Here is a 26,763-nt window from a genome sequence, read left to right on the forward strand (position 1 = left end):
TAGTCAGCGAACGTTCCAGAAGGTGTCGGTCCATCGACCGACGAGCGGTTGGTCGGTCAGTTCGCCGCGTGGGTCACGTCGAGGGTGGCGGTGACGGCGACGGTCGTGTCGGCGTCGAGCGACACGGTGGCTTCGAGCGGGCTGTCTCCGGTTCGGTCGACGTGTGCGTCGCCGACGAGCTGGGGGATACACCAGTACGGTCGGTCGACGAGGTCGACGCCGCGGTCGACGGCGAGCGCGAGCGTTCGCGGGTCGGCGAGGAGGGCGCAGCCGACGGGGAGCGTGAGGTGGTTCCCGCACGTCTCGCAGTCCGCGACCGCGTGGATGGCGTGCCCGTCGCCGCGCGTGTCGGTCTGGTTCGCGGTCGCGTCGTCGACGGTCGCGAGCGCCGTCTGCATGCGGCCGGCGCATTCGGGGCAGACGCCGTCGACGGCGAGCGCGAAGTGCGAGCGGACGCGGTCGTCGAACGCGGCGAGGAGCGCGTCGACGCCGCCGTCGTCGAGGTGTGCGCCTGCGGCGCCGGGTGGGAACGGGTAGCGCGTGAGGACGCGCTCGCAGTCGTGGCACGCGACGGCGAGCCAGGCGTCGCCGTAGCTCGCGTGCAACGCGGCGGTCCGGCAGTGCGCGCACTCGCCCGGGACTGGCGTCGGGCCGAACGCGGGCTGGTCGGTGTACGTGCCGGCGGCGAGCGCGGCCGCCGCCTTCCATCCTGGGTAGCGAAGGCGATAGCCGTCGCCGGTCTTCGCGACGAACGCGCCGACGAGCGCGTCGAGGTGGTACGCGAACTGCGCGGAGACGTCGACGCCAGCGCGCTCGCGTAGGGTCGCGAACGACGTCGGGTACGGCGTCTCGGGGTCGGCGTGCGCGTCGAGGAGCGCGCGGAGGATGGCGACGCGGTGCTCGTTCCCGGCGAGCGCGAACGCGTCCGCCGCTGCGTCGTCTCCACTCACATCCGTACTCGCGCCGCCAGGCCCAAATCGGTTCGTGTCGAAATAACTACTAAAACGCGGGGTAGATTACGGTTACAACGCACCAGCCCGTGTCTCGTCTCGATGCGAACGCCGTCCCTGCCGTCGCGGCCACCCACGCTCGTCGCGAAGTACTATCTCTATCAGGCGACGATGACGTTCGGGTTCTTCTCGCCCATCTGGGTCGTGTTCCTGCTCTCGCGGGACCTCTCGTACACGCAGATCGCGCTCCTCGGGTCGCTCTCCGCGGGCATCTCCGTCGTCGGCGAACTCCCGACGGGCTACGTCGGTGACCGCTGGGGGCGCCGCACGAGCCTCCTCCTCGGCGCCACGCTCCTCGCCGGCTCCGTGTACGCGCTCGCGGTCGCCCAATCCTTCGCGGGATTCGTCGTCATCTACGCGCTCTGGGCGCTCGGCGGCGCGTTCCGCTCCGGGTCGGGCGACGCCTGGCTGTACGACGTCCTCGACGAACGCCTGGACGCCGACCGGTACACGACCGTCCGCGGCCGCGGCGGCGCCGTCAACATGACCGTCGGCGCCGCGTCCATGCTCGGCGCCGGCGCACTCTACGCGATCGACCCCGCCCTCCCGTTCTGGATCGCTGGAACGGTGAACGTCGCCGGCGTCGTCGTCCTCCTCACGATGCCGACCGTCGACCCGACACCGTCCGACGGCGACGACGGAGCCGGGGACGATGCCGACCTCGGTATCCGCGAAACAGCGAGCGTCCTCCGCACGGAACTGTTCGCGCCGCACGTTCGCTCGGTCGTGCTCGGCGTCGCGTTGTTCTTCGGCGCGACCATCACCGCGGACAGCTTCGTGCAACCGATCGCCGTCGACCACGTCGGCCTCTCACCGACCGCGCTCGGCCCGCTCTACACGGCGTTCTCGCTCGTCGCCGCCGTCGCGAGCTACAACGCCGACCGGCTCCAGTCCGCGCTCGGGCGACGGTCGGCACTCTGGGTCGTCCCCGTCGTCGTCGGTGCACTCCTCGTCCTCCCCGTGGTCCTCGCGCCGATCGTCGCACTCCCGGTGTTCTTCGTCCTGAAGGCCAGCAAGCAAGCGCTCCACCCCATCGCGAGCGGGTTCGTCAACGACAACGTCGACTCCGTCGGCCGTGCGACCGTCCTGTCCGCGGCGTCGATGTGCTACGCAGCCGTCAGATTCGTGCTCAAGCCGCTCGGCGGTCTGGTCGCGGACGCCTTCGGTCCGCTCTCGGCGTTCGCCACCATCGGTGCGTTCCTCGCCGCTACCGTCCTCGTCACGCGCGGTCTCGCCGCTCTCACCGAGACGACCGAGGCAGACGCCCCGGTTCGCGCCTGAGCGGTCGACCGGTCAGTCGCTCGTCCGGTCGGCGAGCGCGTCGAGGACGCAAGCGAGCGCGTCCGCTGCGTCGTCGAGCATCGCCTCGCCCGTCGCGGCGTCACCGTCGCGCGGGTCGCCGACGACGCCGTTCGCGCTGAACGCGTCGGTGTCGTGCGCGACGTTCACGCCCGCGACCCAGTCGCCCCACCGGTCGCTCGCGCCCGCCGCGGCCTGCTCGACGCGGTCCTCTCGCACGAGGTGTGGGGCGACGTGCCGGAGGAGCGCCGTCTCGCGCCCGCCGCCGTGCCCCATCGGAACGTCGACGTCCACGACGTCGAACCACGTGAACGCCGCAGCTGCGGCGGTACCGTCCCGCGTCAGACGTGCGGTCACCTCCCGCAACGCGTCGACGTTCCCGCCGTGCCCGTTCACGAACACGACCACGTCCACGCCGTGACTCGCGAGGCTCTCCGCGGTCTCGCGGACGTACGCCCGGAACGTGTCCGGCGACACCCATAGCGTCCCCGCGAACGCCCGATGCTCCTCCGCGACACCCACGGGGATCGTCGGCGCAAGCGCAACGGTCGCGTCGTCGTCCTCGCGCTCGTACGCCTCGACGCCCGCCTCCGCGACCGCCTCCGCCGCCATGGCGTCCGTCCCCAGGGGCGCGTGCGGGCCGTGCTGCTCGGTGCTCCCGACCGGTACCACGCCGACCTCGGGGTCGGCGTCCCGCACGTCCGTCCACGTCGCATCCGCCAGGTCCATACCACGCACGTCGCCCCCTGGTCGCAAGAAACGCACGCCCCACGCACCCGGCCCCCCACCACCCTTCTCCGCGCCACCACCCTTCCCCGCGCCACTCCCGCCACCCTATTCGTTTCGGGCGTGGACATATGCAAACTCGACGCCAACGTCGAGACATGACGCGCACCGTCGAACGCGCCAGCACGGACCCGGCAGGCGACCAGCCGACCCCGCTCTCCGGCGAACACGACGCCGACGCCGACGAGTACACCGTGTACCCGACGTGTGCCAGTGACGACGACCTCGTCACCACGTGGCTCACCGTCGACGCCGACGCCGTCGTCGACGCCACCGACTGGCGGTGACGGTACCGCCCACTGGCGTCCTGCGGTCCCAGCCACCTGGAACGACCTGTCGTTTATAATCTAACGCGCGGCCAACCGTCACACGAGGCGAGACTCCATGGCCGCACCCACCTCCACGCCAGACCCCGGCACCGACGACGACACCGACCCACTCGTCCAAGCACGCCGGTCACGCGACGACGCGGCCTCCGACCCGCCGACCACCGACGTCGAACTCGTCACGCTCGTCGACGACACCACCGACGGCGAACGCCACACCGTCTGCCCCGCCGAGAGCGACGCCACCGACCTCGTCACCACGTGGCTCACCGTCGACGCCACCGTCGTCTGCGACCTCCAGGACTGGCGGTGACGACCGCGGCGACGCGGACCGTCGGCGTCATCCGTCGCCCGACCCAGACCCGCCGGCCGAGTCGTCGCTGACCGCGTCGCCAGCCCCCGCCTCGGTCCCGCCCACCACCTGCAGCGTCACCACGAACGCCGCACCGCCCTGCGGAGCGTCTCGAATCCGGACGTCGCCGTCGACCGCCGAGACGAGCGTATCCACGAGGTACAGGCCGACACCGGTGCCCTCGCTCGCGAGTCCCTTCGCGCCACGGCCGAACACCGCATCGCGCTGGTCCGGCGGGACGCCCGGCCCGTCCTCCGCGACCGTCACGCGGACCACGTCGCCGTCGACGTCGACCGACACCCAGACCTCGGGGTCGTCGCCGTCGTTGTGGACGACCGCGTTGTTCAGGAGGTTCGTGAACACCGACGACAGCAGGTCGTTCCCGTGCACGAGAACGGACGGGACGTCCGCGACGTGGAACGTCGCCGCCGGGAAGTTCGACCGCGCCTTCGCCACCTCCGCATCGAGCACCGCCGGGAGCGACAGCGGTTCGCCGTCCATCGACCCGCCGCTCGTGATGGTCTCCATCAGCTCGCGGACCGTGTCCGTGATGTCGACGACGTGCGTCGCACTCTCCATCACGAGCTCGTAGTCCGCCGTGGCGGCGTCGTCGAGGTGTGGTTCGAGCAACTGCGCGTGCCCGTGGAGGACGTTCATCTCGTTCCGGATGTCGTGACGGACGATGCGGTTCAGGACCGTGATCTCGCGCTCGCGCTTCCGGCGTTCGGTGATGTCGCGGAACACCGCCACCGCACCAACCCCCTCCTGGAACCGCGACCGCTCCACGTCGAAGTACCGCTCCTCGTCGTCGACGACCAGCGTCACCTCGTCGCTCCCGAGGACGCTCGCGCCCGCCGCCCGACCGCCGTCGACCGCCGCCGCGTCGTCGCGCTCCCCGACGTCAGTCGTCGCGCCACCACCGTCGCTGGCGGCAGTCCCCGGATCACCGCCGCCGGTGTCGTCGCGGTCGGCCGTCGCCGCGACGTCGAGCACGTCGTCGAGGAACGCGCCCGTGACCGACCGCCCGCCGACGAGCGCGACCGCCGACGGGTTCGCGTCCACCACGCGCCCGTCGTCGTTCAGCACGAACACCGCGTCCTCCATCGTCCGGAACACCGTCGTCCGCGCCACCGGGAGCGTCTCGAGCAACTGCAGGCGCTCGACCGCGACGTAGAACCCGACGACCTTCACGGTGCTCGTCACCGCCAGCGTATCCAGCGGCACCACCCGAAACCACCACAACACCACCCCGCCCATCACGAGCGCGATGGTACCGACGAGCACGCTCGTCTGCACGCGGAACCCCACTCGGTCGTGGAACACCCGCACGAGCAACGCCACGCCGACCACGATACACCCCACCATCACCGTCGCGTACACCCAGTACAGCGGCCCGAACGACGGCACGAGCAACCCGCCGTCGAGCCCGGTCACCGAGTACAGGAGGCCGTCCCGACCGTTCGTCCACGCCGCCGCCTGCGTCAGCACCACCACCACCGACAGCAGTCCGCCGACGCGCCAATCCACGAGGTCCTCGTTGTCCGTGTACTCCACCGCCATCAGCATGTACCCCACCGCCATCGCCGACACCCCCAGGAACCGCCAGTTCCACCAGAACAGCTTCGTCCCGAAGTCCGTCGCCGACACCTTCAGCGCCACCACCGCCGACAGCAAGACCACTCCCGACACGTCGAGCAGGAACCCCTTCGCCGCGCGACGGTCGCGATGCCGCCACAGCAACCCCCATAGCGTCCCCGACACCACGAACGCGACCACGTAGGGAAGCACCAGGGGCGTGAATTCGTATGACACCTTGAACCACTCGCGGAGACTCACCGCATGCTATGGAGGACACCATCAAATGCCTGTGGGAACCCCCGCCGACGCACGGACCCACCACCCCACCGACGACCACACGCCGAACGCGACGGACGCGAGCGCGGAAACGACGTCCCGGCAGACACCGGACGCCAGAGCGGCCAACGACGCGAGAAACCGGCCACCAGCAGGCAGCCACACGCTCGTGGCGGCAGGAGGAACGGGAAACGGCGTCCTGGCGGACGCCGTATGCTGGTGCGAGCAGTTCAGTCGTCCTGGTCGACTTCGATACGGTTCTCGCGGTTCTTCGCGCGTTCGACGAACTCCTGGGGGAGCTGGTCGATCTCGCCGGCCTGGACGCCCCAGAGGTGCGCGTAGAGGCCGTCGTTCGCGATGAGGTCGTCGTGCGTGCCGCGTTCGACGATGCGGCCGTCCTCGAGTACCACGATCTGGTCCGCGTCCTTGATCGTCGACAGCCGGTGCGCGATGGCGAACGTCGTGCGGTCCTCGGCGAGTTCGTCGATGGAGCGCTGGATGAGCATCTCCGTCTCCGTGTCCACGTCCGAGGTCGCCTCGTCGAGCACGAGCAGGCTCGGGTCCTTCAGGATGGCGCGCGCGATCGAGATGCGCTGGCGTTGCCCGCCCGAGAGCTTCACGCCGCGTTCGCCGACCTCGGTATCGTAGCCGTCGGGGAGGTTCTGGATGAACTCGTGCGCTTCCGCCATCTTCGCCGCCTCCACGACGTCCTCGCGGTCCGCGTCGAACGTCCCGTACGTGATGTTCTCCTCGACCGTCCCGTAGAACAGGAACGTGTCCTGGCTCACGTACCCGATGTGCCGGCGGAGACTCGGGATGGTGACCTCGCGGAGGTCCTGCCCGTCGATCTCGATACCGCCGTCGTCGACGTCGTACATCCGGAGCAGGAGCTTCAGGACCGTCGACTTCCCCGCGCCGGTCGGGCCGACGAGCGCGAGCGTCTCCCCGCCGTCGACGTCGAAGTCGATGTCCTCGACGATCATCTCGTCGTCGTCGTAGCCGAACGACACGTCGTCGTACGTCACCGCGCCGTCGTCGACGACGAGGTCGCTCGCGTCCGGGTCCTCCGCGATCCTGGAGGGTTCGTCCATCAACCCGAAGATGCGCTCGGAGGAGGCGCGAGCGCGCTGGTACATGTTGATGATCTGCCCGAACTGCGCCATCGGCCAGATGAACCGCTGACTGAGGAGGATGAACGCGACGAACTCACCGGGCGAGAGCGTGCCCGTGAAGATCCACGGCGCCGGCTGGCCGTTCAGCGTGTTGAACACCCAGAGGCCGCCGACGAAGAACGTCACCACGAATCCGACGCCCGCGAGCACGCGGAGCGCGGGGAAGAACTTGATGCGGGTGTTGATGGCGTCCCAGTTCGCGTCGTAGTACTCCTGGCTGACGTCGTCGACGCGGTCGGACTCGAAGTCCTCCGTGTTGTACGTCTTGATGACCTGGACGCCACCGAGGTTGTTCTCCAGCCGCGAGTTCAGTTGGCCGACCGACGAGCGGACGTCGGCGTACTTCGGCTGGATGATGTTCACGAACTTGTACGTCGTGAACCCGATGAGGGGGACGACGACGAGCGTGACGAACGCGAGCTGGGCGTTGTAGTAGAAGAGGATGGCGGCGATCCCGAGTACCATCACCGAGAGGCGGAACGCGGAGTTCATCCCGTCGTTCAGGAACCGCTCCAGGCGATTCACGTCGTTACTGAGGATGGACATCATCTCCCCGGTCTGCTTGTCCGCGAAGAAGTCCATGTTCAACCGCTGCATCTTGTCGTACGTGTCGGTGCGGACCTCGTGCTGGATGTGCTGCGCGAAGCTGTTCCACCCCCAGTTGCGCGTCCAGTGGAACGCCGCCCCACCGAAGAACCCGAACGCGATGAGCCCAGCGGACAGCATCAGTTGGGCCTCTGGGTCGTTCAGCGGCAGCCAGGCGTCCGGGACGAGCCACAGCGAGAACTGCTGGTCGCCGTCCGGGTTGAACGTCGTGTCGAGCGCCATCGCGAGGATGACCGGCGGCATCAGGTCCAGCAGGCGCGCGACGACGCTCGAGAGCAACCCGACGACGAACGCGAGCCGGTTCTCCGCGCCGTACTCGAGGAACAGCCGCTTCATCGGGTTCTCGGCCTGCTCGCGTTGTTCTTCGAACGGGTCGTCGTCGGCGTCGTCGAGTTCCATTGACTTACTCCTTGAACTGCGGACGGTTATGGCTTGTTACGTTTCGAAACCGTTGCCGGTAGTCCGACCGGCGAGCGCGGTGCTCGATCTGTATCATGGCTGCATCGTCGAACCCTCGTACAAAAAATCGGTCTGTGGTTCGGTAACGTCTCACGGTTGCGGTCGAGGTTGCCGACTCCGTCACCGGAGCGGTTCGGACGCCAGCCGTCGTCGACGCTCGCCGCGAGGCGTCACTTCGGGCAGTCCGTGCGATTCGCCGTGCCGTACGTCACGTTCACGCGGTCGCCCGCGTCGATACCGTTCGCGGCCGCGTACCCTCGCGGCACCTCGAGCACCCACTTCGCGCGTCCCGGCGCGCGGATGGACTCGCCGTCCTCGCCCGGCTCGGGTGCCCGGAGCGACGTCACCGAGTTCACGCGGCCGTCCGCGCCGACGTAGACGATGTCGAGCGCGAAGTCCATGTCGCGCATCACGTACGTCACGTTCTCCTCGCGCGGATGCACGAACCACATCCCGCTGCCGTTCGCGAGCGACTCGTGGTCGCTCAACCCCGTGATGCGTTCCGGCCGCCGATCCGCGACCTCCACCACCACGCACGTCGTCTCACCCGTCTCGGCGTCGGTCACGGCGACCACGCCGACCTCGTGGTTCGTCGCCCACGGGAGCGCGAACCCGCCGAGCTGGTAGACGACCGCGGCGACGAGCACGACGAGGACGAGCACCACCGCCGCTCGCCCCGCCTGCGTTCGGTCCAGTTGCACGCGCGAACCGACGCACTCGACGAGGAAAGCGCTTCGGAAGCAAGCGAAAGCGGTATGAAGACGCGTCCGCTCTCGTCGACTGCGGGCACGTGGTCTAGTTGGTCATGACGCTTCCCTTACAAGGAAGAGGCCGACGGTTCGACTCCGTCCGTGCCCACTCACCCGGCCGGCACGCAGCCGCGTGAACCGGTCGCGCACCCGCGAAGCACTTTTCGGGCGTTCGCGACACCAGTACGCGTATGCATCCGACCGTCGACGTCCGCCCCGCCACCTTCGACGACGTCCCCGGTATCCGCCGAGTCGCCCACGACACCTACCACGCCGCGTACGGCGACCTCGTCGGCGCCGACGCGCTCGACGCCCAGCTCGACGAGTGGTACAGCGAGGACGGCGTCGAGAACCGCGTCCTTCGCGACGCCTCGACGCTCCTCGTCGCCGACCACTCTCGCGACGGCGTCGTCGGGTACGCCTCCGGCGGCCCGACGCCCGCCGGCGACGACGACCCGGACCCACCCGTCGACCAGGCGATGCTCTACACGTGCTACGTCCACCCCGACCACTGGAACGACCGCATCGGCCACGCCCTCCTCACCGCCATCGAGGACGCCCTCCGCGACCGCGAGTTCACGCGCATGGTCGTCCCCGTCCTCGCCGCCAACGACCGCGCCCGCCAGTTCTACGCCGACCACGGCTACACGCACACCCACGACGACACCATCACGTTCGCCGGCACCACGCTCGACGAAGCCATCCACACCGGCGACCTCTGACCGATACCGCACCGATTCGAAATCCTTTTACAACGAACCGCCCGACGTAGAAGCGTAAGCCGCCTTAGCTCAGACTGGGAGAGCACTCGACTGAAGATCGAGCTGTCCCCGGTTCAAATCCGGGAGGCGGCACTTCTGGCGTGAACAAGACGACGAGCGCAGCGAATCGTCCGTGAACGCCAGAACGCCACCCGAACGGATCTGAATCAGGGAGCGAACGCAGTGAGCGACCGTGGTTCGTAATCCGGGAGGTGGCACGTTTCGAACCCGTGAGCGACAGCGACCGGGTGAGGAGACGACGCGGAGTGGAGTGTCCGTGTTGTCGTGTGGCGTGTGGGTGCGTCGACGGTGGTGGTTTCGATGGTGTATCGTAACGTTTTCGCGTGGGATTCGCGGAGTGGTGGTCGTGTATCGCGTGCCTCGGCGTGTTGGTCGTGCGGGGTTGGTGGTGACGCCTGTGGCGTTGGTCGTGGGTGCGTTCGTGGGGCCTGGGGTGGTCGAGCTCGGGTTTGGTGGGGTGCTTGCGGTGGTGGGCGTGCTCGCGGTCGTGGTCGATGGCCGTCGTACCTTCGAGCAGGGGTTCGAGTTCGGTGACGGGCCCGAGTTCGTGCTCGACGACGGTGCCCTTGCGGCGGTTCTGGCGACGGTCGGTGCTGCGGGAGCGACGTACGCGTTGAGTGTGCACGTCGGGTTCGGGCCGGTCGTGGCGTCGGCGGTCGTCGGACTCGTGGCGGGGGTGGGGTTGGTGGAGGCCGACGCGGCGGCGTACTGCGGGTCGTTCGTGGGGATGGTGTCGCCGGGCGTCTTCCCGTCGGTCGCGGCGGTCCTGGTCGCGGGACTGATCGCTGGTGTCGCGTTCGTCGCCACGCGCGAGTCGTTCGCCGGGTTCGGTGGGAAGTTGGGGACGCTGGCGTTGTTCGGGTGCGCGACGATGGGGCTGGTCCTGGGCGTCGAGTACGCGGCGGCGGGTGGCGTGTCGTGGGCGAGTGCGCTCGTGGTGGTGCCGACGGCCGTGGTCGCGGCCGTGCTCACGGTGGCGTTGCGCGACCGGTTCGGGCTCGGTGCGGTGGTCGCGTCGGCGCTGGTCGGGGTGGTGGCTGGCGTCGCGCTCCCGGCCGTCGTCGCGGGCGGTGGCGGGCGGTTGGCGGCGGTCGCGTTCTGCGCGTCGTTCGTCGGGATGTCGTCGCGCGAGCGACTCGGGAGCGCGCGCTCGGTCGCGGTGGCTGGCGCGGTGTGCGGGCTCGTGTTCGTCGTCGCCGCACCCGCGTTCGCTGGTGCGGGCGGGAAGCTCGGGACGACCGCGTTCGTCTCGTGTCTGGCGGTCGCGGGCGGAGACCGCGCCGTTTCGGTGGTCCGCGACGGCGACGGCGCGCCGGCGCTCCGGTAGCTGGGTCGTCCCGTGACGTCCGTCCCGAAGCGACGGTATCGGGGAAGCGAACCGTTTTGCGGGTTCGTTCGCTTGAGCTACGCATGAGCGAGCGTTCGTCTGGGTTGTCGCGGTGGAAGCGACCGCTGTTGTTCGTGATGGGGCCGCTGTACGTGCTGGCTGGCGTGACGCACTTCGTTGCGCCGGACGCGTACGAGCGCGTGGTGCCGCCGGGGTTCCCGCGGCCGCGCGAACTCGTGTACGCGTCGGGGGTCGCGGAGATCGCACTTGGCCTGGGCGTGCTGCATCCGGAGACGCGCGAGGCGTCGGCGTGGGGGCTCGTGGCGCTGCTGGTGGCGGTGTTCCCGGCGAACGTCTACATGGCGGTCGGCGACGAGGCCGTCGAGGAACTGCCGGGCGGCGTCGAGCCGTCGGACGCGGCGCTGTGGGCGCGACTCCCGCTCCAGGCGGTCCTGGTGGCGTGGGCGTGGTGGTACACGAAGCCGATGGACGACGCCGTCGAGGACGACGCCGTCGCTGGCGAGGAGACGTCGGCGTAGGGATTCGACGCGGGCGTCCGTGCTTTCTCGGTGCCGGAGGTCGTAGCGCCGCGTATGGTTCGCGTGTTCGTGAGCGACGGCATGGGGATGCTGGAGGGACTGGAACCGATGGTCGGCGAGCGGTCGCGTGGCGACGTCGAGTTCGCGTGGACGGTCGTCGACGACGTGGACGCGCTGGTGTCGGCGGCGGCGGACGCGGACGTGCTCGTCGTCGGGCCGGACGCGCCGGTGACCCGCGAGGTCCTCCAGCGGGTCGAGCCGGCGGTCGTGGTGCGCGCTGGCGTCGGCGTCGACAACGTCGACGTGTCGGCTGCCCGGGACCTGGGTATCGTGGTGACGAACACGCCGACGTACTGTCGCGAGGAGGTCGGCGAGCACGCGCTCTCGTTGACCCTCGCCGCGGCACGTCGGCTGTCGACGTACGACCGGGAGACGCGCGCCGGCGAGTGGGAGTGGCGGACTGCGACCGCACCACGGCGGCTCGCGGCGTCGACGGTCGGGTTCGTCGGGTTCGGCGCGATCGCGCGGTCGGTCGCGTCGGCGTTCGTGGCGCTGTTCGACGACGCGGTGGCGTACGACCCGTACGTGGACGCGGCGCTGGCGGCCGAGCACGGCGTCTCCCTCGCGGAGTTCGAGGTGGTGTGCGAGCGCGCGGACGCGCTCGTGGTGTTCGCGCCGCTGACCGACGAGACGCGCGGGCTCGTCGACGCGGACGCGCTCGCGGCGCTCCCCGAGGACGCGGTCGTCGTGAACGTCGGCCGGGGCGCCATCGTCGACGACGACGCGCTCGCGGCGGCGCTCGACGACGGCCCGGTCTCGGCGGCGGCCCTGGACGTCCTCCCGACGGAGCCGCCCGTCGATTCGCCGCTCGTCGGCCGCGACGACGTGCTCGTCACGCCGCACGCGGCGTGGTACTCCACGGAAGCCGCGAACGACCTCCTGGCGACGGTCGCGGAGACGGTCGCCGCGGTCGTCGACGACGACTCCGTCCCCGAGCGCGTTCGCGTCGCCTGACCGCGACGCCGGGCGGGGTCGCCGCCAGGACGAGATGCGACGCCGGGGTCGTCGACGGCTGTCGAGGTTTTTGTGGCTGGCCCGCGACGTACTCCCATGACGCGTATCGCGCTCATCGCGCACGACGACGAGAAGCCCGAGATGCTGGACTTCGCGGCGACCCACGAGCCGTACCTGTCGACGATCGACATCGTGACGACGGGGACGACCGGCGAGCGCATCCGCGACGAGGTCGGGCTGTCGGTCGACCGGAAGGCGTCGGGGCCGATGGGTGGGGACCTCCAGATCGGGGGGATGGTTGCGGAGGACGCGCTCGACGCCATCGTCTTCCTGCGGGATCCGCTCACCGCGCAACCTCACGAGCCCGACATCTCCGCGCTCCTCCGCATCTGTGACGTGCACGACGTCCCGCTGGCGACGACGCGCACCGCAGCGGAGTACGTGCTCGCTGGCGTCGCTGCCGAAGACGGCGTGGAACTCACCGAGTGACTGGCTGCCTGGCTGACCCGTCGGTCAGTCGTTCGCGTCGGCGCGTTCGAGGTCGGCGAGCGCGTCGTGGAGGCGGTGGTTTGCGTGCGTGCCGTGGATGAGGTGGGCGGCGCCGGTGGCGGTGGCGGCGTTCCACCAGCGCGCGAACCGGCGGCGGGCGCTAAAGCGCGAGGTCATCGCGACGGCGGTCCGCCACGCGCTACTCCGGCACTCGTCGATGGTGACGACGGTGAGCCACTCGTCGACGCGACCGAGGTGGTCGTCGACGGCCGCGATGCCGGGGGCGTCGCGCGCGGCGAGCGCGTCCTGGGTGTCGTCGACGAGCGCGTGGATGACGTCGATGACGGCGTCGTGGTCGGCGCGGCGCGTCCGCCGGTCGGCGTCGATGCCGGCGTCGACGAGCGCGAGCGAGAGGTCGTAGTTGATGTGCGCGTTCACGCCGAGCGCGGCGTCCTGCGCGACGAGACAGCGCTCGGCGCGTGCGGCGTCGAACGCGAGCACCCACGGTGCGGGAACGGCGTCGACACGCCCGGTCTCGTAGCGGTGGACGGCGCGCCGGTAGTGGTTCGCGAACGCGACGAGGTACGCGCGCACCCACTCGGCGTCCGCGAACTCGCCGCGGTCGACGCGGTCGGCGACCGCACCCGTCATCCGCGCGTAGACGGAGAGGAACGTCTCCCGGCGGTCGCCGGTCGCCGCGAAGCGGTCCCGGAGCGCGACGAGTCGGTCGTGGGCGTCCGCGACGTCGACGTACGCGTCGGCGGTGAGCGCGACCACTTCGGGGTCGGCGCTGCCCGCGGCGTCGTCGCCGCTCGGCGGTGCGTCGTCGTCGCCGGTACGTGCGACGCGGTCGCCGGTGGGCGTTGGCGTGCGGACGTGCGTCGCGGCGGCTCGCAGTGCCCGCCGCCGTCGCGACCCCGGGGCCGCCCTCGGTTGCATACCACGTACAGACGGGCTGGAAGCATAACGATGCGTGTGGTCGACGGGAGGCCGTGAAGGACGGGGAAGTCGGTCAGTCGTCGCTGGTGGGGTGTGGGCGTGCGAGTGGCGACGTCCTCGTCGACGACGGTCCGACTCCGACCCACCGCCAACGGCCACGTCGGTTCGTCACCACGCCACCGAACCGGTGCGCTTTTTCCGGCATCGGCCGTCAACTCGCAGTCCCGCTCATGGACCTCGACACCTTCTGGTACTACACGCGCTGGCACCACGCTGCCAACCGCAGGCGCTACCGCGCACCCGCCACCCCGCGACGGCTCGTCGACGCCGACCCCAGCGACGTCGAGCACTACACGAACGCCCTCCCGCTCACGCACGGCCTCGGACGCGTCCGCGGCGGCGACTGGGACGCCGACCAGAACCGGACGCCGCTCCGCGAGACCGACACCTACCGCGGCCTTCGCGAGCGCTTCGAAGACGGCCGCGACTGGGTCGACACGGCGCTCTACGCGCAGGCCGTCGACCGGTTCGACGACCAGCCCCACGTCCGCGGCTACGAGAGCATCGAGGCGTTCCGCGAGACGCGACTCCCGTACCTCGACGACCTCCACGACGCCATCGCGACCGAGGGCTACCGGGCGAACGCGGCCGCCGCGGAGGCCACCGACGACCGGGAAGCCGGTCACGTGCCCGCGGACGCCGACAACCCCTTCGAGACCGCGTACGCGAACAGACTGGAGCCACTCGTCGTCGTCGCTCGCGACGGCGAGTTCGTCTGGATCGAGGGCTACCATCGCTTCGCCGTCGCGGACCTCCTCGACCTCGACGCGATACCGGTACAGGTGCTCGCGCGCCACGAGCGCTGGCAGCGCGTCCGCGACGCGGTCGCTCGCGACGGTGTGGACGCGGCCGACCTCCCCGCGGGCGTCGCCGCGACCCACCCCGACCTCGCGGACGTCGTCGACGACTGACCTCTCGACCGCTAGTCGGCCGAGGTTCGCGACCATCACCGATTAATTCTTAACGCATCGCTCGGAACGTTGATACGATGACGGTCCTCTCAACCGAAGACGAAGGCAAGTTCCTGATGGACGCCGAAGGCGAACAGATCGGCATCGTGACCGAGGTCGACGCCGAGGCGCAGGTCGCGTACGTCGAACCGGAACCCGGCATGGCCGAAGCCATCGTGCAGGGCCTCGGGTACGGTGACAAGGACGACGACGACATCGAGGTTCCCGCCGAGAGCGTCGAGACCGTCACCGACACCGAACTCCGCGTCAGCACCGACCTCTAGCGGTCGCGGACCCGACCTCGTTCTGTCGACGACGACCCGGGAGCGACGGCGTCGAGCACCGGCGTCGGCCCCACGGCTCGCCGGCGTCGACCGCGCCGACCGCGTTCAGTGGGTTCCGCGGACGTCAGTACTGGACGACCGCGTTCAGGATGCCGGCGGTCTGGCCGACGCCGGCGAGCGCGATGGCGGGGAGCGCGAGCGCGACCCCGCCGACGCTCCCGTAGAGGAACGCGAGCGCGCCGACGCCCGAGAGGACGCCACCGGCGGTGTACACCCAGTCCGCCTCCTCGCGGTCGAGCACCCGACCCGTGTAGGCGAGCGCGATCGCCGGAACGAGCAACCAGCCGAACACCGTCGCGCGCAGCAACGTCTCGCCGGCGTCGGTCGCGAGCGCGTACGTCCCGACGAGCGTGATGCCTGCGCCGACGACGATGACCGCGAGCCACGCGCGCAGGACCGGATGCGTCTGCATGTCCCGCCAGGACAGCACGGCGAACGCGACCAAGACGACGTCCATCACGACGTGCGCGACCAGCGCGGTGTGCGGCGACGCCACCTCCAGGTGCGCGAGCGCCGCGAACGTCCACGCGAGCGGGACCAGTCCGGCCGGTGCGGTCTCGCGGACGCGACGGAGCATCCTACGCTCGCTCGCGGACGACGTCGACGGCGTCCGAGAGCGCCGCGTCGTCCTCGAGCGCCGAAAGCACCTCGCTCGCCGGTTCCTCGAGCGCGAACGCCGGCCGGCCCTTCCCGACCGCCGACGACTCCCCGTCGTCGACGCGCACGACCGGCCCCTCGACCTCCAGCACGTTCAGGCCGCGTGCGACCGCCGCCTCGTCGAGCGACCCGACGACGGCGTCCGCGAGCGCGTCCGTGCAGTCACCGCACGCCGTCCGGACCGCCGGCGCGTGCGCCGGCGTCTCCTCGACGGCTTCGAGCGATGTGAGTCCCAGCAGGACGACCCGGTCCGACAGCGACAACGACGAGAGCTCCGAGTCCATACCCGTCCGTGCACGCGGCACACTCAAAGGAATACTGGTGGTTCGCGTCCGGCGAGAAGCGCCCGCGGCGTCGTGGTCACCTCAGCTGTCCGGCCCGGCCTTCTCGGTCACCCGGAAGTCCGCCGGCGGTGCGAGGATGCCGGCGACCGTCCCCATCGAGTGCACGACCGTCACGACGGGCGCGAGCGGGAGCGCGAGCGCGAGCGGCACCTGGTCGGCGTCGTCGTAGTACAGGACGCCCCGCAGGTACCAGAACACCGTGAACGCCGCGAGCAGGACCGACACCGCGAGGAACAGCGTCGCGTAGACGACGGTCGCGCCGAGCAGCGACAGCGGGACGACGACGAGCGTCACGACCGGCGACAGCGCCCACGCGTAGTTCCGGACGCGCGTCAGCACGCGGTATCGCGTCGGCAGGAGGCTCGTCGCGTCGAGGTTCCCCGCCGCCCAGCGCCGGCGCTGCTGGAGGATCTCCGTGAGGTTCGGCGGCGCCTCGTTCCGACACACCGACTCCGAGAGCGCGAAGTCGACGTCGAGCTGGCGAGCGGCCGCCCACACGAACGCGGTGTCCTCGACGAGCGTCTCGCGGTCCCACGTCACCGCGTCCTCGACCGACGACCGGACCGCGATACCGCCACCCCACGCGAACAGCGGGACCGAGAGCCGCGCGAACGCGCGCTGTTCTATCTGGACGCCCATCCGGTAGACGTCCGCGAGGTACGAGAGCGCCGACCCCGTGTGTCGCGGGCGTTCGCGGAGCTGGACGACGTCCGCGTCCGGGAGGCCCTGCCAGTCCGTGAGGAGGCTGTCCTCGTCGAGGTACAGCACGTACTCGCGGTCCGTGTCGAGCGTGCGGCGCGCCCACTCGATGGCGCGGCCCTTCCGGACGGCGTCGCACTCGAAGTCCTCGGGGACGACGTGGACGTCGGCGCCCGCGACGTCGATGGCGTCCTCGGCGACGACGTGGACGTCGTCGAGGTCGTCCGGGAGCGAATCGACGGTCGCCTGGACGACGTCTTCGGCGTCGATGGTGAGGACCCGCACCTGGACGTCGTCGCCGCCGTACTCGGCGGGCGGGGGCTCGTAGCCCGCGCCGACGACGTACGCGAGTGCGAACCAGACGACAGCGGTCCCGGCGAACAGTGCGGCGGTCGTCCATAGCGTCAGCTCGAAGAGCGATTCGACCGTGCCGGCGGCCAGGGGCGTGACGCCCGCCGTCGCCGCGCCCGCGAGTACGAGCACGGCGGCGACGACGGCGAGCGCGACGCGTTCGACCTTCATCGTGGGCGAGGCGTGGCACTCGGGGGCCTTCAACGGGTGACGCAGTTCGGGCCGGTTCGCCGTCGTTCGACGGGATTCATTCCGTTCAATCGCCTGCAGGCTTCGGGCTGGGTCACGAACCGGGACTGGATCACGTGCGTCGAGCCGACCGCCGAACGCGCTGGCGAGACCGATGGCTTGAAGTTCTGGACGGTTCCAGGGTAGCGTCCGCAGTTCCCGACCCGTCTCGGGTCGCGGCCACGCGCGCTCCTCGCAGCACGGCTCCGTTTCGACTGCACGCCGGCTAGCCTGCGGGTTGTCGGTCTCGACGAGAAATCAGGGGGTCTGGGTGGGCTCACTCTTGGGCGGCTTCGACGTCCGCGCGCCGGTAGGCGTTCCCGTCGGCGTCGTACACGACGTACGCCGTCATCGGCGCCGGATCCGGCAGCTCGACGTCCCCGAGGCGGCCGTAGTGCGCGACCTCGGTCAACGCCTCCCCCGGCGGTTCCTGGTACTCGATGCGGACGAGCGCGTACCCCGTCATCGGGTACATCGACTCCCGCTCCTCGCGCGCCGTCTCGAACCCGTCCGGTCCCTCGTCCTCCGCCGCCGCGTTACCGGGCGTCGACTCCTCCTCGTCCCAGGTCGCGTACTCGTCGGTCCCGTCCTCGACCATACCCAACCCACGGCCGCCTGCCACGAGAACGCACCGGTCTACTGACACTGTCCCGGCTCGTCGACCCCGACCCCGTCCCGCGTTCGACGTTCGTCCGACTCCACCACGCAGAGCAATCGATAACTGAACAAAAAACCTAGAGATGTCCTAATATGTGGCCGTATGGCTCTTTTTTGGTAACATTAGTTCCAGATGTTGTGCTAGCCGGTATACTTATGAACTTATGTCCACAAGCAGTAGTCGCGGCGACAGGCCGCGTCGGTATCGTCAGGATGGCATCGTACGCCGTCTCTGTGAGCACGCGCAACTCATGCTAGACGGTCGTGAGTGGCTGCACGACCGTCATCCACGATTCTCAACCCGCGAGCGCCGCCGCCGCGGCGACGAACGGACCACACCACGAGAGTATACCCTACACGACGCGTCCTGTGCAATGCACTATCTATACATATAATGCCATTCTAGGAGTTTCAACAATCCCAGGCATACGCTTATATCCGATGTCGTCGACACTCCAATCGTCATGAGCATCCAACAGTCCGCCGCCATCGCAAAGCCCCAGACCCTCCCCGAGGACATCACCTCACCGCGCGCGAAGCTCGTCTACCTGTACCTCGACGTCACCGAGGTCGCGACCGTCGAGGACCTCCAGGGGTGCCTCGACATGAAGAAGATCGACCTCCTGAGCGTCCTCAACAGCCTCACGAGCGCCGGGCACGTCGAAAGCGACGACGGCACGTACGCCGTCACCGCCTGAGGACACCCCTCGACGACGTCCAGCACGCGTTCGCGGATCCGCGAACGCCGACCACCGGTGCGCACTCAGATCCCTCCTCGGATGCTCTCTCGACCACACCGAGTCACTCGCTCGCACGTCTCACGAGCCGGTCGCTCGCCGACCCAGCGACCCGAGCGACGCGGCGGTTCGCTTCGAAGCGCTTAACTGCGCGCTCGGCGGACGTTGCCGTAATAACCATGAGCGACAAGCCGGCGTCGATGTACCGGGAGATCTCGAAGCCGCCGTACACGCGGCGCGAGTACATCACGGGCATCCCTGGGTCGAAGATCGCACAGCACAAGATGGGTGACGCGGGGAGCGACCCCGAGGACTATCCCGTCCAGATCAGCCTCCGCGTCGACGAGGAACTCCAGATCCGCCACGGGAGCCTGGAGGCCGCGCGCCTCTCGGCGAACCGGCACATGATCAAGACGCAGGGCGAGGGGAACTACAAGATGATCCTGCGGAAGTTCCCGCATCACGTCATCCGGGAGAACAAGCAGGCGACGGGCGCAGGTGCGGACCGCGTCTCCGACGGGATGCGTCAGGCGTTCGGGAAGGTCGTCGGGACGGCCGCCCGCATCCAGAAGGGCGAGCGGCTGTTCACGCTGTACTGCGACGTGGACCAGGCCGACGCCGGCAAGGAGGCGTTCCGGCGCGCGTACAACAAGATCAGCCCGCCGTGTCGCATCGACGTCGAACGCGGCGAAGAGCTCCTCATCTCGTAACGACGCGCTCCGTTTCTCGCGTCGCCCGCGCCTCGAACCAGGAGCGTGAGCGCTCGCTCGCGTTCGTGACTTCGGCGCTTCGTGACTTCGGCGCTTCGTGACTTCGGCGCTTCGTGACTTCGGCGCTTCGTGACTTCGGCGCTTCGTGACTGCGACGTCGGCGGTCGCGTCGTCGACCGCGGGCTTTTGTAGCGCGCCGCCCGAACGAGCGGCCATGCTCCGCCTCGCCGCCGCGAACCGCCAGGAGACGTTCGAGCGCATCCGCGAGCCGCTGCGCGAACGCGGCATCCGCGTCGAGCACGTCCCGGTCAGCGAACGCACCGTCGACCTGACCGGCGACGGCGGTATCGCGGGCGTCGACGTCGCGCTCGACGCGTTCGACGCCGGGTTCGTCTACCCCGGGCGGCTCATGGAGGGTGCCGTCGCGGACGCGCTGCTCGAGGTGCCGTGGGTGAACGGTCGCGACGCCGTCCTCGCGTCGCGGAACAAGGCCGGTGTGCTCGCGACGCTCGCCCGCGAAGGCGTTCCCGTCCCCGAGACGACGCTGGTGTCGAACCCCGTGGACGAGGCCGACCTCGTGGCCGCGTACGAGCGATTCGACCCGCCCGTCGTCCTCAAGCCGAACTCGACGACGCGCGGCATCGGCGTCGCGAAGGTCGGCGACGCGGACTCGTTCCTCGGCGTCACCGACTACCTCGATCTCGTCCACGACTACCGCGCGACCGGCGACAAGGCCTTCGTCGTCCAGGAGTACCTCGCGGACGCGACCGACTACCGCGTGATGGTGCTCGACGGCGAGTACGTCGGTGCCGTCGAGCGGTCGCTCCCCGACCGCGAGCGCGCTCGCGGCCGCTGGAAGCACAACGTCCACCGCGGCGCCGAGGCGACCGGCGTCGACCTCGACCCCGAGTACCGCCGGCTCGCCGAACGCGTCGCCGACGTCCTCGACGTCGACCTCCTCGGCGTCGACCTCCTCGTCACGCCCGAGCGCGCGGTCGTCAACGAGACGAACGCGCGCCCGACCGTCGACGCCGCAACGAAGTACGACGACGGCTTCTACGACCGACTCGCCGCGCTCGTCGAACGCACCGCTCGCGAGGACCGGGACTGAGAGCGCGTCCTCGCGAGCGCGAACGCGATGCGTCTCGAGGCCGTCGTGCGCGAAAGAAGCCGCCGTAGCCCGCGGTTACTCGAGGTCGATACCCGCCGAGGAGTCCGCGCGGTCGAAGACGACCTCGAGGACGCCGTTGTTGTACGTCGCGGTCGCGGAGTGCTCGTCCACGCGCACCGGGAGCGACACGCGTTCGTCGTACTGTCGGTGCTCGGTGTGCGCGCTGATGGTGAGCGTTTCACCGTCGCACTCGAGCTTGATGTCGTCCTTCTCCACCCCGGGAAGGTCGCCGACGACCCGGATCTCGTCGTCGGTCTCGTGGACGTCGACGTGCGTGTCGGCACCGAACCCGGCGTCTCCACCGTCGAAGTGCACGTCCGAGCCGTCCCCCATCATGTCGTTCATCATCCGCTCTATCTCTCTGAAGAAGTCGTCGAACGGCTCGTCGTTGTCGTCACGCCGCATGCCTCCCAGTAACGTCAGCGTACTCAAAAGCCTTCTGTCCGCGGGAATCCGTGTCATGGTCTCCGGCGTGTCGACGTGAACGCTGACGGCGAGCGCGTGGTGCTCCCGCGACGTCGGTCGCGTTGGGGGTAGGTTGATGACGGCCGCGCTCGCGCTTGTGGCATGAACGACCCGTTCGACGCGATGTCGTACGTTCTGCGGTCCCGGAACCGCTTCGCGATCCTGGAGGCGGTCGCGGACCGGCCGTGCGAGCGGTCGGCGCTCGTGGTGAGGACCGAGAGCTCGCGGGTGACGGTCGGTCGTATCCTTCGAGACTTCGAGGAGCGAGCGTGGGTGACGACGGACGGCCGCGAGTACGTCGCGACCGTCGAGGGGCGAGCGCTCGCGAACGCGGTCCGGGCTGCGCTCGACGAACTCAAGGGCGTCGAGCGCGTCGCGCCGCTGCTCCCGGAGTTCCCGCTGGAGGACGCCGTCCTCCCGCGGGGTGCGCTCGCGGCGGCGTCCGTGACGACGCCGAACGCCGCACAACCGCTCCGGCCGACGCAGCGCCTGACCGAACTCGGAGCGAACGCGGACGTGGTCCGCACCTACGCCGTCGGCATTACTGTGGAGGCGACCGAGGCCCACCTCGAACTCGTCCGGGACGCCGGCCAGCACCTCGAGTTACTCGTTCCGACGACCGCGCTCGAGGCGGCTCGTCAGACGTCGGCGGTCCGCGAGCCGCTTTCGGCGCTCGTGCGGACGGACGCTGTCGTCGCGGTCTGCGACCCGGACCCGACGTTCCCGTTCGTCGCCCGGTTCGACGACCACGCGGTGCTCGCGGCGACGACCGACAACGGGACCATCGCTGGCATCGTCGAGTGGGAGACCGACGAGATGGCGGCGTGGGTCGACGACCGGCTCGACGACCACCTCGCGGCGAGCGACCCGTTGACGCCCGCGGAGTTCCCTCCCTGACGACGCTCAGGGGCGTTCACGCCGTGACCGAGCGGTCGCGGTGTGACGGCGCGACCACCAAGTAAGGTCTTGACGTCGATGCCCGTGGTTGTTGTATGTATACGGTGGGAAGCCGTAACCAAAGGGCTCGTACCTGGGTTACACTCGCTGTGGTAGTTGCGGTGGTCGCGAGCACGGTCGTCGTCGGACTCGGGCCGGCGACGACGGCGAACGCGGCGTCGTCGACGATCGTCGTCGCGGCGGACGGGTCGGGTGACTACGAGAACTTCTGGTTCGCCATCGACAACGCGTCGGCGGGCGACACCGTCGAGGTCAAGAGCGGGACGTACTCGTTCAGCGGCGGAACCGACCTGAACGTCCTCGACAAGCCGCTGACGATCCGCGGTGACCCGGCGCCGAACGCGGTCGGTCCGGGCGCGGACGCGCCCGTCCTCGCGGACTACAGGTTCGGTGTGCCGTTGACGCTCACCGCGAACGCGTCTGGGACCACCATCGAGGGCATCGTCTTCGAGGGCACGTACGCGAGCAGCGGGCTCTCGCTCTCGCTCGCCGCCGACGAGACCCTCTCGGGCGTCGTCGTCCGTGACAGCGAGTTCCGCGGTATCGACCGGACCGGCAAGGTCGGTATCGACGGGGACGAGATCGACGGGAGCCTCGACTCGTTCGTCGTCGAGCGCGTCCGGTTCGCCGGCTCGGGCACGGACGGCGGCCGCTTCGGCGTCCAGGTGACCGACGGCGGCGCCGCGGCGAGCGGGACGACGTACCGGAACGTCGCGTTCCTCGACAACGAGTTCGAGAGCGTCGGGCAGGCCGTCGAGATCCAGCAGGGGACCGACGAAGGCGGACTTTCCGACGTCGTGTTCCGTGGGAACGTCGTCGAAGGTGCGCTCGACACGATGGACTACGGGTTCGCGCTCGACACGTACGCGCGGAACGCGAGCATCTCGGGGCTCACCATAGCGGACAACGACGTGAACGTGTCCTACACGCCGTTCGACGTGACGACGCGCGACGAGGGCCACGACGTCACGGACGTGCTCGTGACCGGGAACGACTTCGAGACCCGGAACGAGCAGGCGATACTGTCGGTCGCCGGTGAGCCGTCGACGCCGGGGACGATGGCGCGCGTCGCCATCGAGAACAACACGTTCACGTCGAGCGGCGACATCCGGAACGTCCTCCTCGTGACCGCGAACGACGGCGTCGCGGTGTCGGACCTCGTCATCTGCAACAACATCATCAACTCGACGGGGGAGGCGGACGCGTTGAGCGTCGCGTTCTCGGAGGCCTCGGGCGTCGACATCAGCGGGAACGAGATGAACGGCCCCGACACCGGGTCGAGCGGGCTCGGTATCTTCGTCGACGCGCCCGACCAGTACACTGGCCTCGTCGTCGAGGACGTCTCCATCGACGGGAACGTCATCGATACCGGCGGGGAGGGGCTCACGTTCCACACGCAGACCGAGGCGGGCGTCCTCCGGAACCTCTCCATCTCGGGGAACGTCGTCACGGGCTACAATCAGGTCGCCGTCTCGCTGATCGGGTCGATGCCGAACGGGACGTTCAGGGACGTCGCGATCCACCGGAACCGCGTGCGGATTCCGACGTCGAACGTCGCGGGCATCAACGTCTTCGGCGCGGGCGAGGCGGAGACGAAGTACTTCCCCGCGAAACCGTTCACGTTCACGAACGTCTCGGTGACGCGCAACGACGTGACGGCGGCCGAGCAGGCGTTCTCGCTCGAGACGCGGAACGCGCGGTCGACGGACGCGGTCCGCGTGGACGGGAACCGGCTCGCGATGACCGCGACCGGCACCGACCTCCCGGGTGACCCGAACGGGATGACGCTGGAGCTGTTCGGGACGGATGCGGTCGACGACTTCGACCTGAACGTGACGAACAACACGGTCACGGGCGCGCCGACGTACGGCGTGTCGGTGACGGCGACGGTCGGACAGACGACGCGGTCGAGCGCCTCTGTTCGTCTCGTCGGGAATCACCTGAACGACAGTGGGGTCGCGGCGCTGTACCTGTCGACGGCGGACTCGCAGTACCGGACGCGGGCGGGGAACGTCACGGTGACGGGGAACAACGTGACGAACAACACGGTCGCGTTCTACAGCGACGCGTGGGGGACGCTCGCGGCGACGGGGAACTACCTCGCGGGGAACGCGGTGACGGCGGACGGACAGGGCGCGGTCACGACGAACACCGCGGGCAGTGCACTCGCGCTCGACGTGTACGACCCGGCGACGGACGGCCCGGACGGCGTCGTGGTGTCGTGTCCGACGGTGACGTCGGGCGCGGACGAGTCGTTCCTCCAGGGCGACGACACGCCGCCGGTCACGTCGTTCGAGGTCTCGCCGACGACGGTCGCGGTCGGTGAGGACGTGTCCGTCAACGCGAGCGAGTCGACGGACGACGTCGCTATCGCGGGCCACGTCTGGACGTTCGGCGACGGCACAACGACGTCCGGCGAGAACGCGACCCACAAGTACGCTGCCGCTGGGGACTACACGATAACGCTCTCGGTGACGGACGAGGCCGGGAACGTGAACTCGACGACGCGCTCGGTGACGGTGGAGGCCGCGACGACGACGACGAGTCCGCCGCCGACGACGACGAGTCCGCCGCCGACGACGACGAGTCCGCCGCCGACGACGACGAGTCCGCCGCCGACGACGACGAGTCCGCCACCGACGACGACGACGACGGAGTCGAGTCCGCCGCCGAAGTGGAGTCCACCGGCGACGCAGCAACCGACGGAACGTCCAACGACGGAACGCCCGACGACGGAACGTCCAACGACGGAACGCCCGACGACGACGGAGCCGACCACGACCGCTGTACCGCCGACGGCGACGGCCACCGCAGCGCCGACGACGACCGCTGTACCGCCGACGGCGACGGCCACCGCGGCGCCGACGACGACCGACGCGGCGACGACGGCAGCGCCCCCGACCGCCACCGGGACGGCGACGGCCATCGACGATGCGACGACCGCGCCGACGACCGCAGCGTCCACGACCGACGGGTCCGCGGCACCGACCACGAACGCCTCGGGCGGGACGGCGACCGAGACGCCCGACGAGGGGAGCCCCGGGTTCGGCGTCGCCGTCGCCGTCCTGGCGGTCCTCGCGGCGCTCGCGGTCGGTGTCCGGCGTCGCTGACGCGTCGACGAACCGTCACGGCGACTGACCGAGCGGTTCGCCGTGCGACGACGGACCCGATTCGATGACGAACCGGATTCTATGGGCGACCGGCGAGCCGATAGCGGACGCTCGCGGTCGGCGACCGGAGGAATCTGCGGTTGATTGAAGGAATCTGTGGTTGGTGCGTGGAACGCGGTGGTCGTCGCGGTGGTCGCGCCGCCTACAGCCCTACGCCCATCGCGTCGTTCGTCGTCTCGATACTGGATGCCTGGTCGTCGGTGCCGAGGACGGCGCGGATGGCGTCGACGTTCTCGGGGACGACGTCGGACTCCTGGTGGATGGCCTGGAACAGGTAGAGGTCGTCGTCCTCCATCGTGACCGATTCGCCCCAGATGCAGTTCTCCCAGACGTCCGCTCGCGGCCGGCCGCGGTCCATCGCGTACTCCTTGATGGCACCGGCGCCGTCGAGGTCGAGGTGCTCGGGGATGACGAACGTCCGCGATTCGCGCTCGAGGAGGTCCCGCACCGCGTCCGCGCTCGGGCGGTCTTCGAGGGTGACGTTGATCGAGTGCATGTGCATGAGGGTCGCGGGGACCTTCAGGCCGAGCGTGTCGATGTCGAGGTCCGGGAAGATGGTGTTCACGTCCGGGCCGTGGTGGCTCGGGAGCCCGACCGGGTTCGGGAGGATGTCGTTGATGGGGCCGCGTCCGGTCTGGGCGGGGTCGCCGCCGCGGCGGACGAGCGTCGCGCGCACCTTCTCCACGCCGTAGGCTTCCTCGAGGGGTTTGACGAGGCGACTGAGGCCGGTGGTGTTACAGGAGACGACGCGGACGACGTCCGCGCCCTCGACGGTGTCGTAGTTCGAGCGTGCGTTGAAGCTCGCGTCCGCGGCGTCGGCGTCCTCGCCGCCCTGGAGGAGCGCGGGCGTGTCGTGCTCGCGGTACATCGCGACGTTGTCCGCGCCGATACCCGAGGGGCAGGCGTCGACGACGATATCGGCTTCGGCGACGAGTTCGTCGACGGTCCCGGCGAGGTCGATGCCGGCGTCGTCGAACAGCTCGATGCGGTCCTCGATGGCGGCGTACAGCGGGTAGCCCTTGTCGACGGCCGTCTCGGCCTCGAAGTTCGGGCGGGTCTTCGCGACGCCGACGACCTCCATGTCGGGTTGTGCGCGGACGGCGTCCGCGACGCGCTTGCCGATCGTTCCGTACCCGTTGACCGCGACCTGTATCATGCGCGAGGCTGCGCCGGCCAGCGTCCTAATAGTTCCGAGTGCAGTCGCGTCGACGCGCGGAAAGCCCGGAAGAGGGACTCGCGAGCGAGTACCTTTCGAGCGTCCGTCGGGACGTGGGTCGGCGATGTCCCTCCCCGGCACAGCTTTATTTCACAGGGCAAATGTTTATTACCTATGCTGTTGTCTCGAAATCTAACGTGCTTGCAGCTGCCACCTTCGTCGCCGGTCTCGTGCTGTTCGTCGGCGGCGTGAACGCCGTCCGCCCGCCCGCCGAGTACAGCGAACGGCCGGCGCGGCTGTTCGCCGTCGGCGGCCGACGCTCCGCGCTCAGCTACGTCCAGACCGACGGCGCCGTCCTCGGCGTCGTCGGGCTGTTCGCGATGCTCGCGTCCACGCTCGTCTGA

The 26,763-nt window shown here is 69.6% G+C and carries 28 protein-coding genes and 2 tRNA genes; 18 read left to right on the forward strand and 12 right to left on the reverse strand.

The window, feature by feature from the left end; genetic code table 11:
• Window positions 1–56: 56 nt before the first annotated feature.
• The gene (locus LI336_RS11520) at window positions 57–950 is read right to left on the reverse strand and encodes a DUF7351 domain-containing protein (RefSeq protein WP_227133284.1); all 894 of its coding nucleotides are present in this window, start codon (window positions 948–950) and stop codon (window positions 57–59) included.
• Window positions 951–1,052: 102 nt separating this feature from the next.
• Here LI336_RS11520 and LI336_RS11525 point away from each other — a divergent pair, with 102 nt between their 5' ends.
• Entirely contained in the window at window positions 1,053–2,291 is a 1,239-nt protein-coding gene (locus LI336_RS11525; RefSeq protein ID WP_227133285.1) for an MFS transporter, read from the forward strand.
• A 12-nt stretch (window positions 2,292–2,303) separates the two neighbouring features.
• Here the strand turns inward: LI336_RS11525 and LI336_RS11530 are convergent, their stop codons facing one another.
• Entirely contained in the window at window positions 2,304–3,038 is a 735-nt protein-coding gene (locus tag LI336_RS11530; RefSeq protein WP_227133286.1) for a creatininase family protein, read from the reverse strand.
• Between the two features lie 155 nt (window positions 3,039–3,193).
• On the opposite strand from LI336_RS11530, the gene LI336_RS11535 reads away from it, so the two are divergent.
• Together LI336_RS11535 and LI336_RS11540 are read left to right on the forward strand one after the other, a co-directional pair.
• Window positions 3,194–3,382 carry a DUF7511 domain-containing protein gene (locus LI336_RS11535; RefSeq protein ID WP_227133287.1) on the forward strand — a complete coding sequence of 63 codons (189 nt, stop codon included), beginning with the start codon at window positions 3,194–3,196 and terminating at the stop codon, window positions 3,380–3,382.
• 97 nt (window positions 3,383–3,479) lie between these two features.
• On the forward strand, window positions 3,480–3,734 hold the full coding sequence (locus LI336_RS11540; protein ID WP_227133288.1) for a DUF7511 domain-containing protein: 255 nt from the start codon (window positions 3,480–3,482) through the stop codon (window positions 3,732–3,734).
• A 27-nt stretch (window positions 3,735–3,761) separates the two neighbouring features.
• Here the strand turns inward: LI336_RS11540 and LI336_RS11545 are convergent, their stop codons facing one another.
• From LI336_RS11545 to LI336_RS11555, 3 genes are all read right to left on the reverse strand, one after another.
• Window positions 3,762–5,561 (reverse strand): histidine kinase N-terminal 7TM domain-containing protein, encoded by a 1,800-nt coding sequence (locus tag LI336_RS11545; protein ID WP_227133289.1) that lies wholly within the window; start codon window positions 5,559–5,561, stop codon window positions 3,762–3,764.
• A gap of 296 nt (window positions 5,562–5,857) precedes the next feature.
• On the reverse strand, window positions 5,858–7,804 hold the full coding sequence (locus LI336_RS11550; RefSeq protein ID WP_227133290.1) for an ABC transporter ATP-binding protein: 1,947 nt from the start codon (window positions 7,802–7,804) through the stop codon (window positions 5,858–5,860).
• Between the two features lie 230 nt (window positions 7,805–8,034).
• Window positions 8,035–8,565 carry a DUF192 domain-containing protein gene (locus tag LI336_RS11555; RefSeq protein ID WP_227133291.1) on the reverse strand — a complete coding sequence of 177 codons (531 nt, stop codon included), beginning with the start codon at window positions 8,563–8,565 and terminating at the stop codon, window positions 8,035–8,037.
• An 83-nt stretch (window positions 8,566–8,648) separates the two neighbouring features.
• On the opposite strand from LI336_RS11555, the gene LI336_RS11560 reads away from it, so the two are divergent.
• From LI336_RS11560 to LI336_RS11590, 7 genes are all read left to right on the forward strand, one after another.
• Window positions 8,649–8,722 (forward strand) — tRNA-Val (locus LI336_RS11560).
• An 82-nt stretch (window positions 8,723–8,804) separates the two neighbouring features.
• On the forward strand, window positions 8,805–9,335 hold the full coding sequence (locus LI336_RS11565; RefSeq protein WP_227133292.1) for a GNAT family N-acetyltransferase: 531 nt from the start codon (window positions 8,805–8,807) through the stop codon (window positions 9,333–9,335).
• Window positions 9,336–9,393: 58 nt separating this feature from the next.
• Window positions 9,394–9,467 (forward strand) — tRNA-Phe (locus LI336_RS11570).
• Between the two features lie 325 nt (window positions 9,468–9,792).
• The gene (locus LI336_RS11575; RefSeq protein ID WP_227133293.1) at window positions 9,793–10,722 is read left to right on the forward strand and encodes a hypothetical protein; all 930 of its coding nucleotides are present in this window, start codon (window positions 9,793–9,795) and stop codon (window positions 10,720–10,722) included.
• Window positions 10,723–10,805: 83 nt separating this feature from the next.
• Window positions 10,806–11,261, forward strand: coding sequence for a DoxX family protein (locus LI336_RS11580; protein WP_227133294.1), 456 nt, complete (start codon window positions 10,806–10,808; stop codon window positions 11,259–11,261).
• A 54-nt stretch (window positions 11,262–11,315) separates the two neighbouring features.
• Entirely contained in the window at window positions 11,316–12,275 is a 960-nt protein-coding gene (locus tag LI336_RS11585; protein ID WP_227133295.1) for an NAD(P)-dependent oxidoreductase, read from the forward strand.
• Window positions 12,276–12,371: 96 nt separating this feature from the next.
• Window positions 12,372–12,764 carry a methylglyoxal synthase gene (locus LI336_RS11590; protein WP_227133296.1) on the forward strand — a complete coding sequence of 131 codons (393 nt, stop codon included), beginning with the start codon at window positions 12,372–12,374 and terminating at the stop codon, window positions 12,762–12,764.
• A 24-nt stretch (window positions 12,765–12,788) separates the two neighbouring features.
• Here the strand turns inward: LI336_RS11590 and LI336_RS11595 are convergent, their stop codons facing one another.
• The gene (locus LI336_RS11595) at window positions 12,789–13,703 is read right to left on the reverse strand and encodes a DUF5995 family protein (RefSeq protein ID WP_227133297.1); all 915 of its coding nucleotides are present in this window, start codon (window positions 13,701–13,703) and stop codon (window positions 12,789–12,791) included.
• Between the two features lie 230 nt (window positions 13,704–13,933).
• Here LI336_RS11595 and LI336_RS11600 point away from each other — a divergent pair, with 230 nt between their 5' ends.
• Together LI336_RS11600 and LI336_RS11605 are read left to right on the forward strand one after the other, a co-directional pair.
• Window positions 13,934–14,674 carry a hypothetical protein gene (locus LI336_RS11600; protein WP_227133298.1) on the forward strand — a complete coding sequence of 247 codons (741 nt, stop codon included), beginning with the start codon at window positions 13,934–13,936 and terminating at the stop codon, window positions 14,672–14,674.
• 77 nt (window positions 14,675–14,751) lie between these two features.
• Window positions 14,752–14,997: a DUF8593 domain-containing protein gene (locus LI336_RS11605; protein ID WP_227133299.1), complete on the forward strand. Its 246-nt coding sequence runs from the start codon at window positions 14,752–14,754 to the stop codon at window positions 14,995–14,997.
• Window positions 14,998–15,121: 124 nt separating this feature from the next.
• On the opposite strand, the gene LI336_RS11610 is transcribed toward LI336_RS11605, so the two are convergent.
• From LI336_RS11610 to LI336_RS11625, 4 genes are all read right to left on the reverse strand, one after another.
• The gene (locus LI336_RS11610) at window positions 15,122–15,634 is read right to left on the reverse strand and encodes a hypothetical protein (protein ID WP_227133300.1); all 513 of its coding nucleotides are present in this window, start codon (window positions 15,632–15,634) and stop codon (window positions 15,122–15,124) included.
• A 1-nt stretch (window position 15,635) separates the two neighbouring features.
• Complete coding sequence (locus tag LI336_RS11615) at window positions 15,636–15,998, reverse strand: hypothetical protein (RefSeq protein WP_227133301.1); 363 nt, start codon at window positions 15,996–15,998, stop codon at window positions 15,636–15,638.
• 81 nt (window positions 15,999–16,079) lie between these two features.
• Complete coding sequence (locus LI336_RS11620) at window positions 16,080–17,279, reverse strand: glycosyltransferase family 2 protein (protein WP_227133302.1); 1,200 nt, start codon at window positions 17,277–17,279, stop codon at window positions 16,080–16,082.
• A 334-nt stretch (window positions 17,280–17,613) separates the two neighbouring features.
• A complete protein-coding gene (locus LI336_RS11625) occupies window positions 17,614–17,934 on the reverse strand; it encodes a hypothetical protein (protein WP_227133303.1) in 321 nt (106 codons plus the stop codon).
• 523 nt (window positions 17,935–18,457) lie between these two features.
• Between LI336_RS11625 and LI336_RS11630 the strand changes: the two genes are divergently transcribed.
• The 3 genes from LI336_RS11630 (at window position 18,458) to LI336_RS11640 (ending at window position 20,551) form a co-directional block, all read left to right on the forward strand.
• Window positions 18,458–18,691 carry a TrmB family transcriptional regulator gene (locus LI336_RS11630; protein ID WP_227133304.1) on the forward strand — a complete coding sequence of 78 codons (234 nt, stop codon included), beginning with the start codon at window positions 18,458–18,460 and terminating at the stop codon, window positions 18,689–18,691.
• 218 nt (window positions 18,692–18,909) lie between these two features.
• Window positions 18,910–19,440 (forward strand): 50S ribosomal protein L16, encoded by a 531-nt coding sequence (locus LI336_RS11635; protein ID WP_227130881.1) that lies wholly within the window; start codon window positions 18,910–18,912, stop codon window positions 19,438–19,440.
• Window positions 19,441–19,654: 214 nt separating this feature from the next.
• Window positions 19,655–20,551 (forward strand): ATP-grasp domain-containing protein, encoded by an 897-nt coding sequence (locus LI336_RS11640; RefSeq protein WP_227133305.1) that lies wholly within the window; start codon window positions 19,655–19,657, stop codon window positions 20,549–20,551.
• Window positions 20,552–20,626: 75 nt separating this feature from the next.
• Here the strand turns inward: LI336_RS11640 and LI336_RS11645 are convergent, their stop codons facing one another.
• Window positions 20,627–21,016 carry an Hsp20/alpha crystallin family protein gene (locus tag LI336_RS11645; protein ID WP_227133306.1) on the reverse strand — a complete coding sequence of 130 codons (390 nt, stop codon included), beginning with the start codon at window positions 21,014–21,016 and terminating at the stop codon, window positions 20,627–20,629.
• Window positions 21,017–21,178: 162 nt separating this feature from the next.
• On the opposite strand from LI336_RS11645, the gene LI336_RS11650 reads away from it, so the two are divergent.
• Together LI336_RS11650 and LI336_RS20415 are read left to right on the forward strand one after the other, a co-directional pair.
• Entirely contained in the window at window positions 21,179–21,973 is a 795-nt protein-coding gene (locus LI336_RS11650; RefSeq protein ID WP_227133307.1) for a helix-turn-helix transcriptional regulator, read from the forward strand.
• 149 nt (window positions 21,974–22,122) lie between these two features.
• Window positions 22,123–25,143 (forward strand): PKD domain-containing protein, encoded by a 3,021-nt coding sequence (locus tag LI336_RS20415; RefSeq protein ID WP_227133308.1) that lies wholly within the window; start codon window positions 22,123–22,125, stop codon window positions 25,141–25,143.
• A 202-nt stretch (window positions 25,144–25,345) separates the two neighbouring features.
• On the opposite strand, the gene LI336_RS11660 is transcribed toward LI336_RS20415, so the two are convergent.
• Window positions 25,346–26,359, reverse strand: a complete 1,014-nt coding sequence (locus LI336_RS11660) for a type II glyceraldehyde-3-phosphate dehydrogenase (RefSeq protein ID WP_227133309.1) — start codon at window positions 26,357–26,359, stop codon at window positions 25,346–25,348.
• A 197-nt stretch (window positions 26,360–26,556) separates the two neighbouring features.
• Here LI336_RS11660 and LI336_RS11665 point away from each other — a divergent pair, with 197 nt between their 5' ends.
• Window positions 26,557–26,763 carry a hypothetical protein gene (locus tag LI336_RS11665; RefSeq protein WP_227133310.1) on the forward strand — a complete coding sequence of 69 codons (207 nt, stop codon included), beginning with the start codon at window positions 26,557–26,559 and terminating at the stop codon, window positions 26,761–26,763.

Source organism: Halorubellus salinus, from assembly GCF_020567525.1.
In the GTDB taxonomy this organism is placed as follows: Archaea; Halobacteriota; Halobacteria; order Halobacteriales; family Natrialbaceae; genus Halorubellus; species Halorubellus salinus.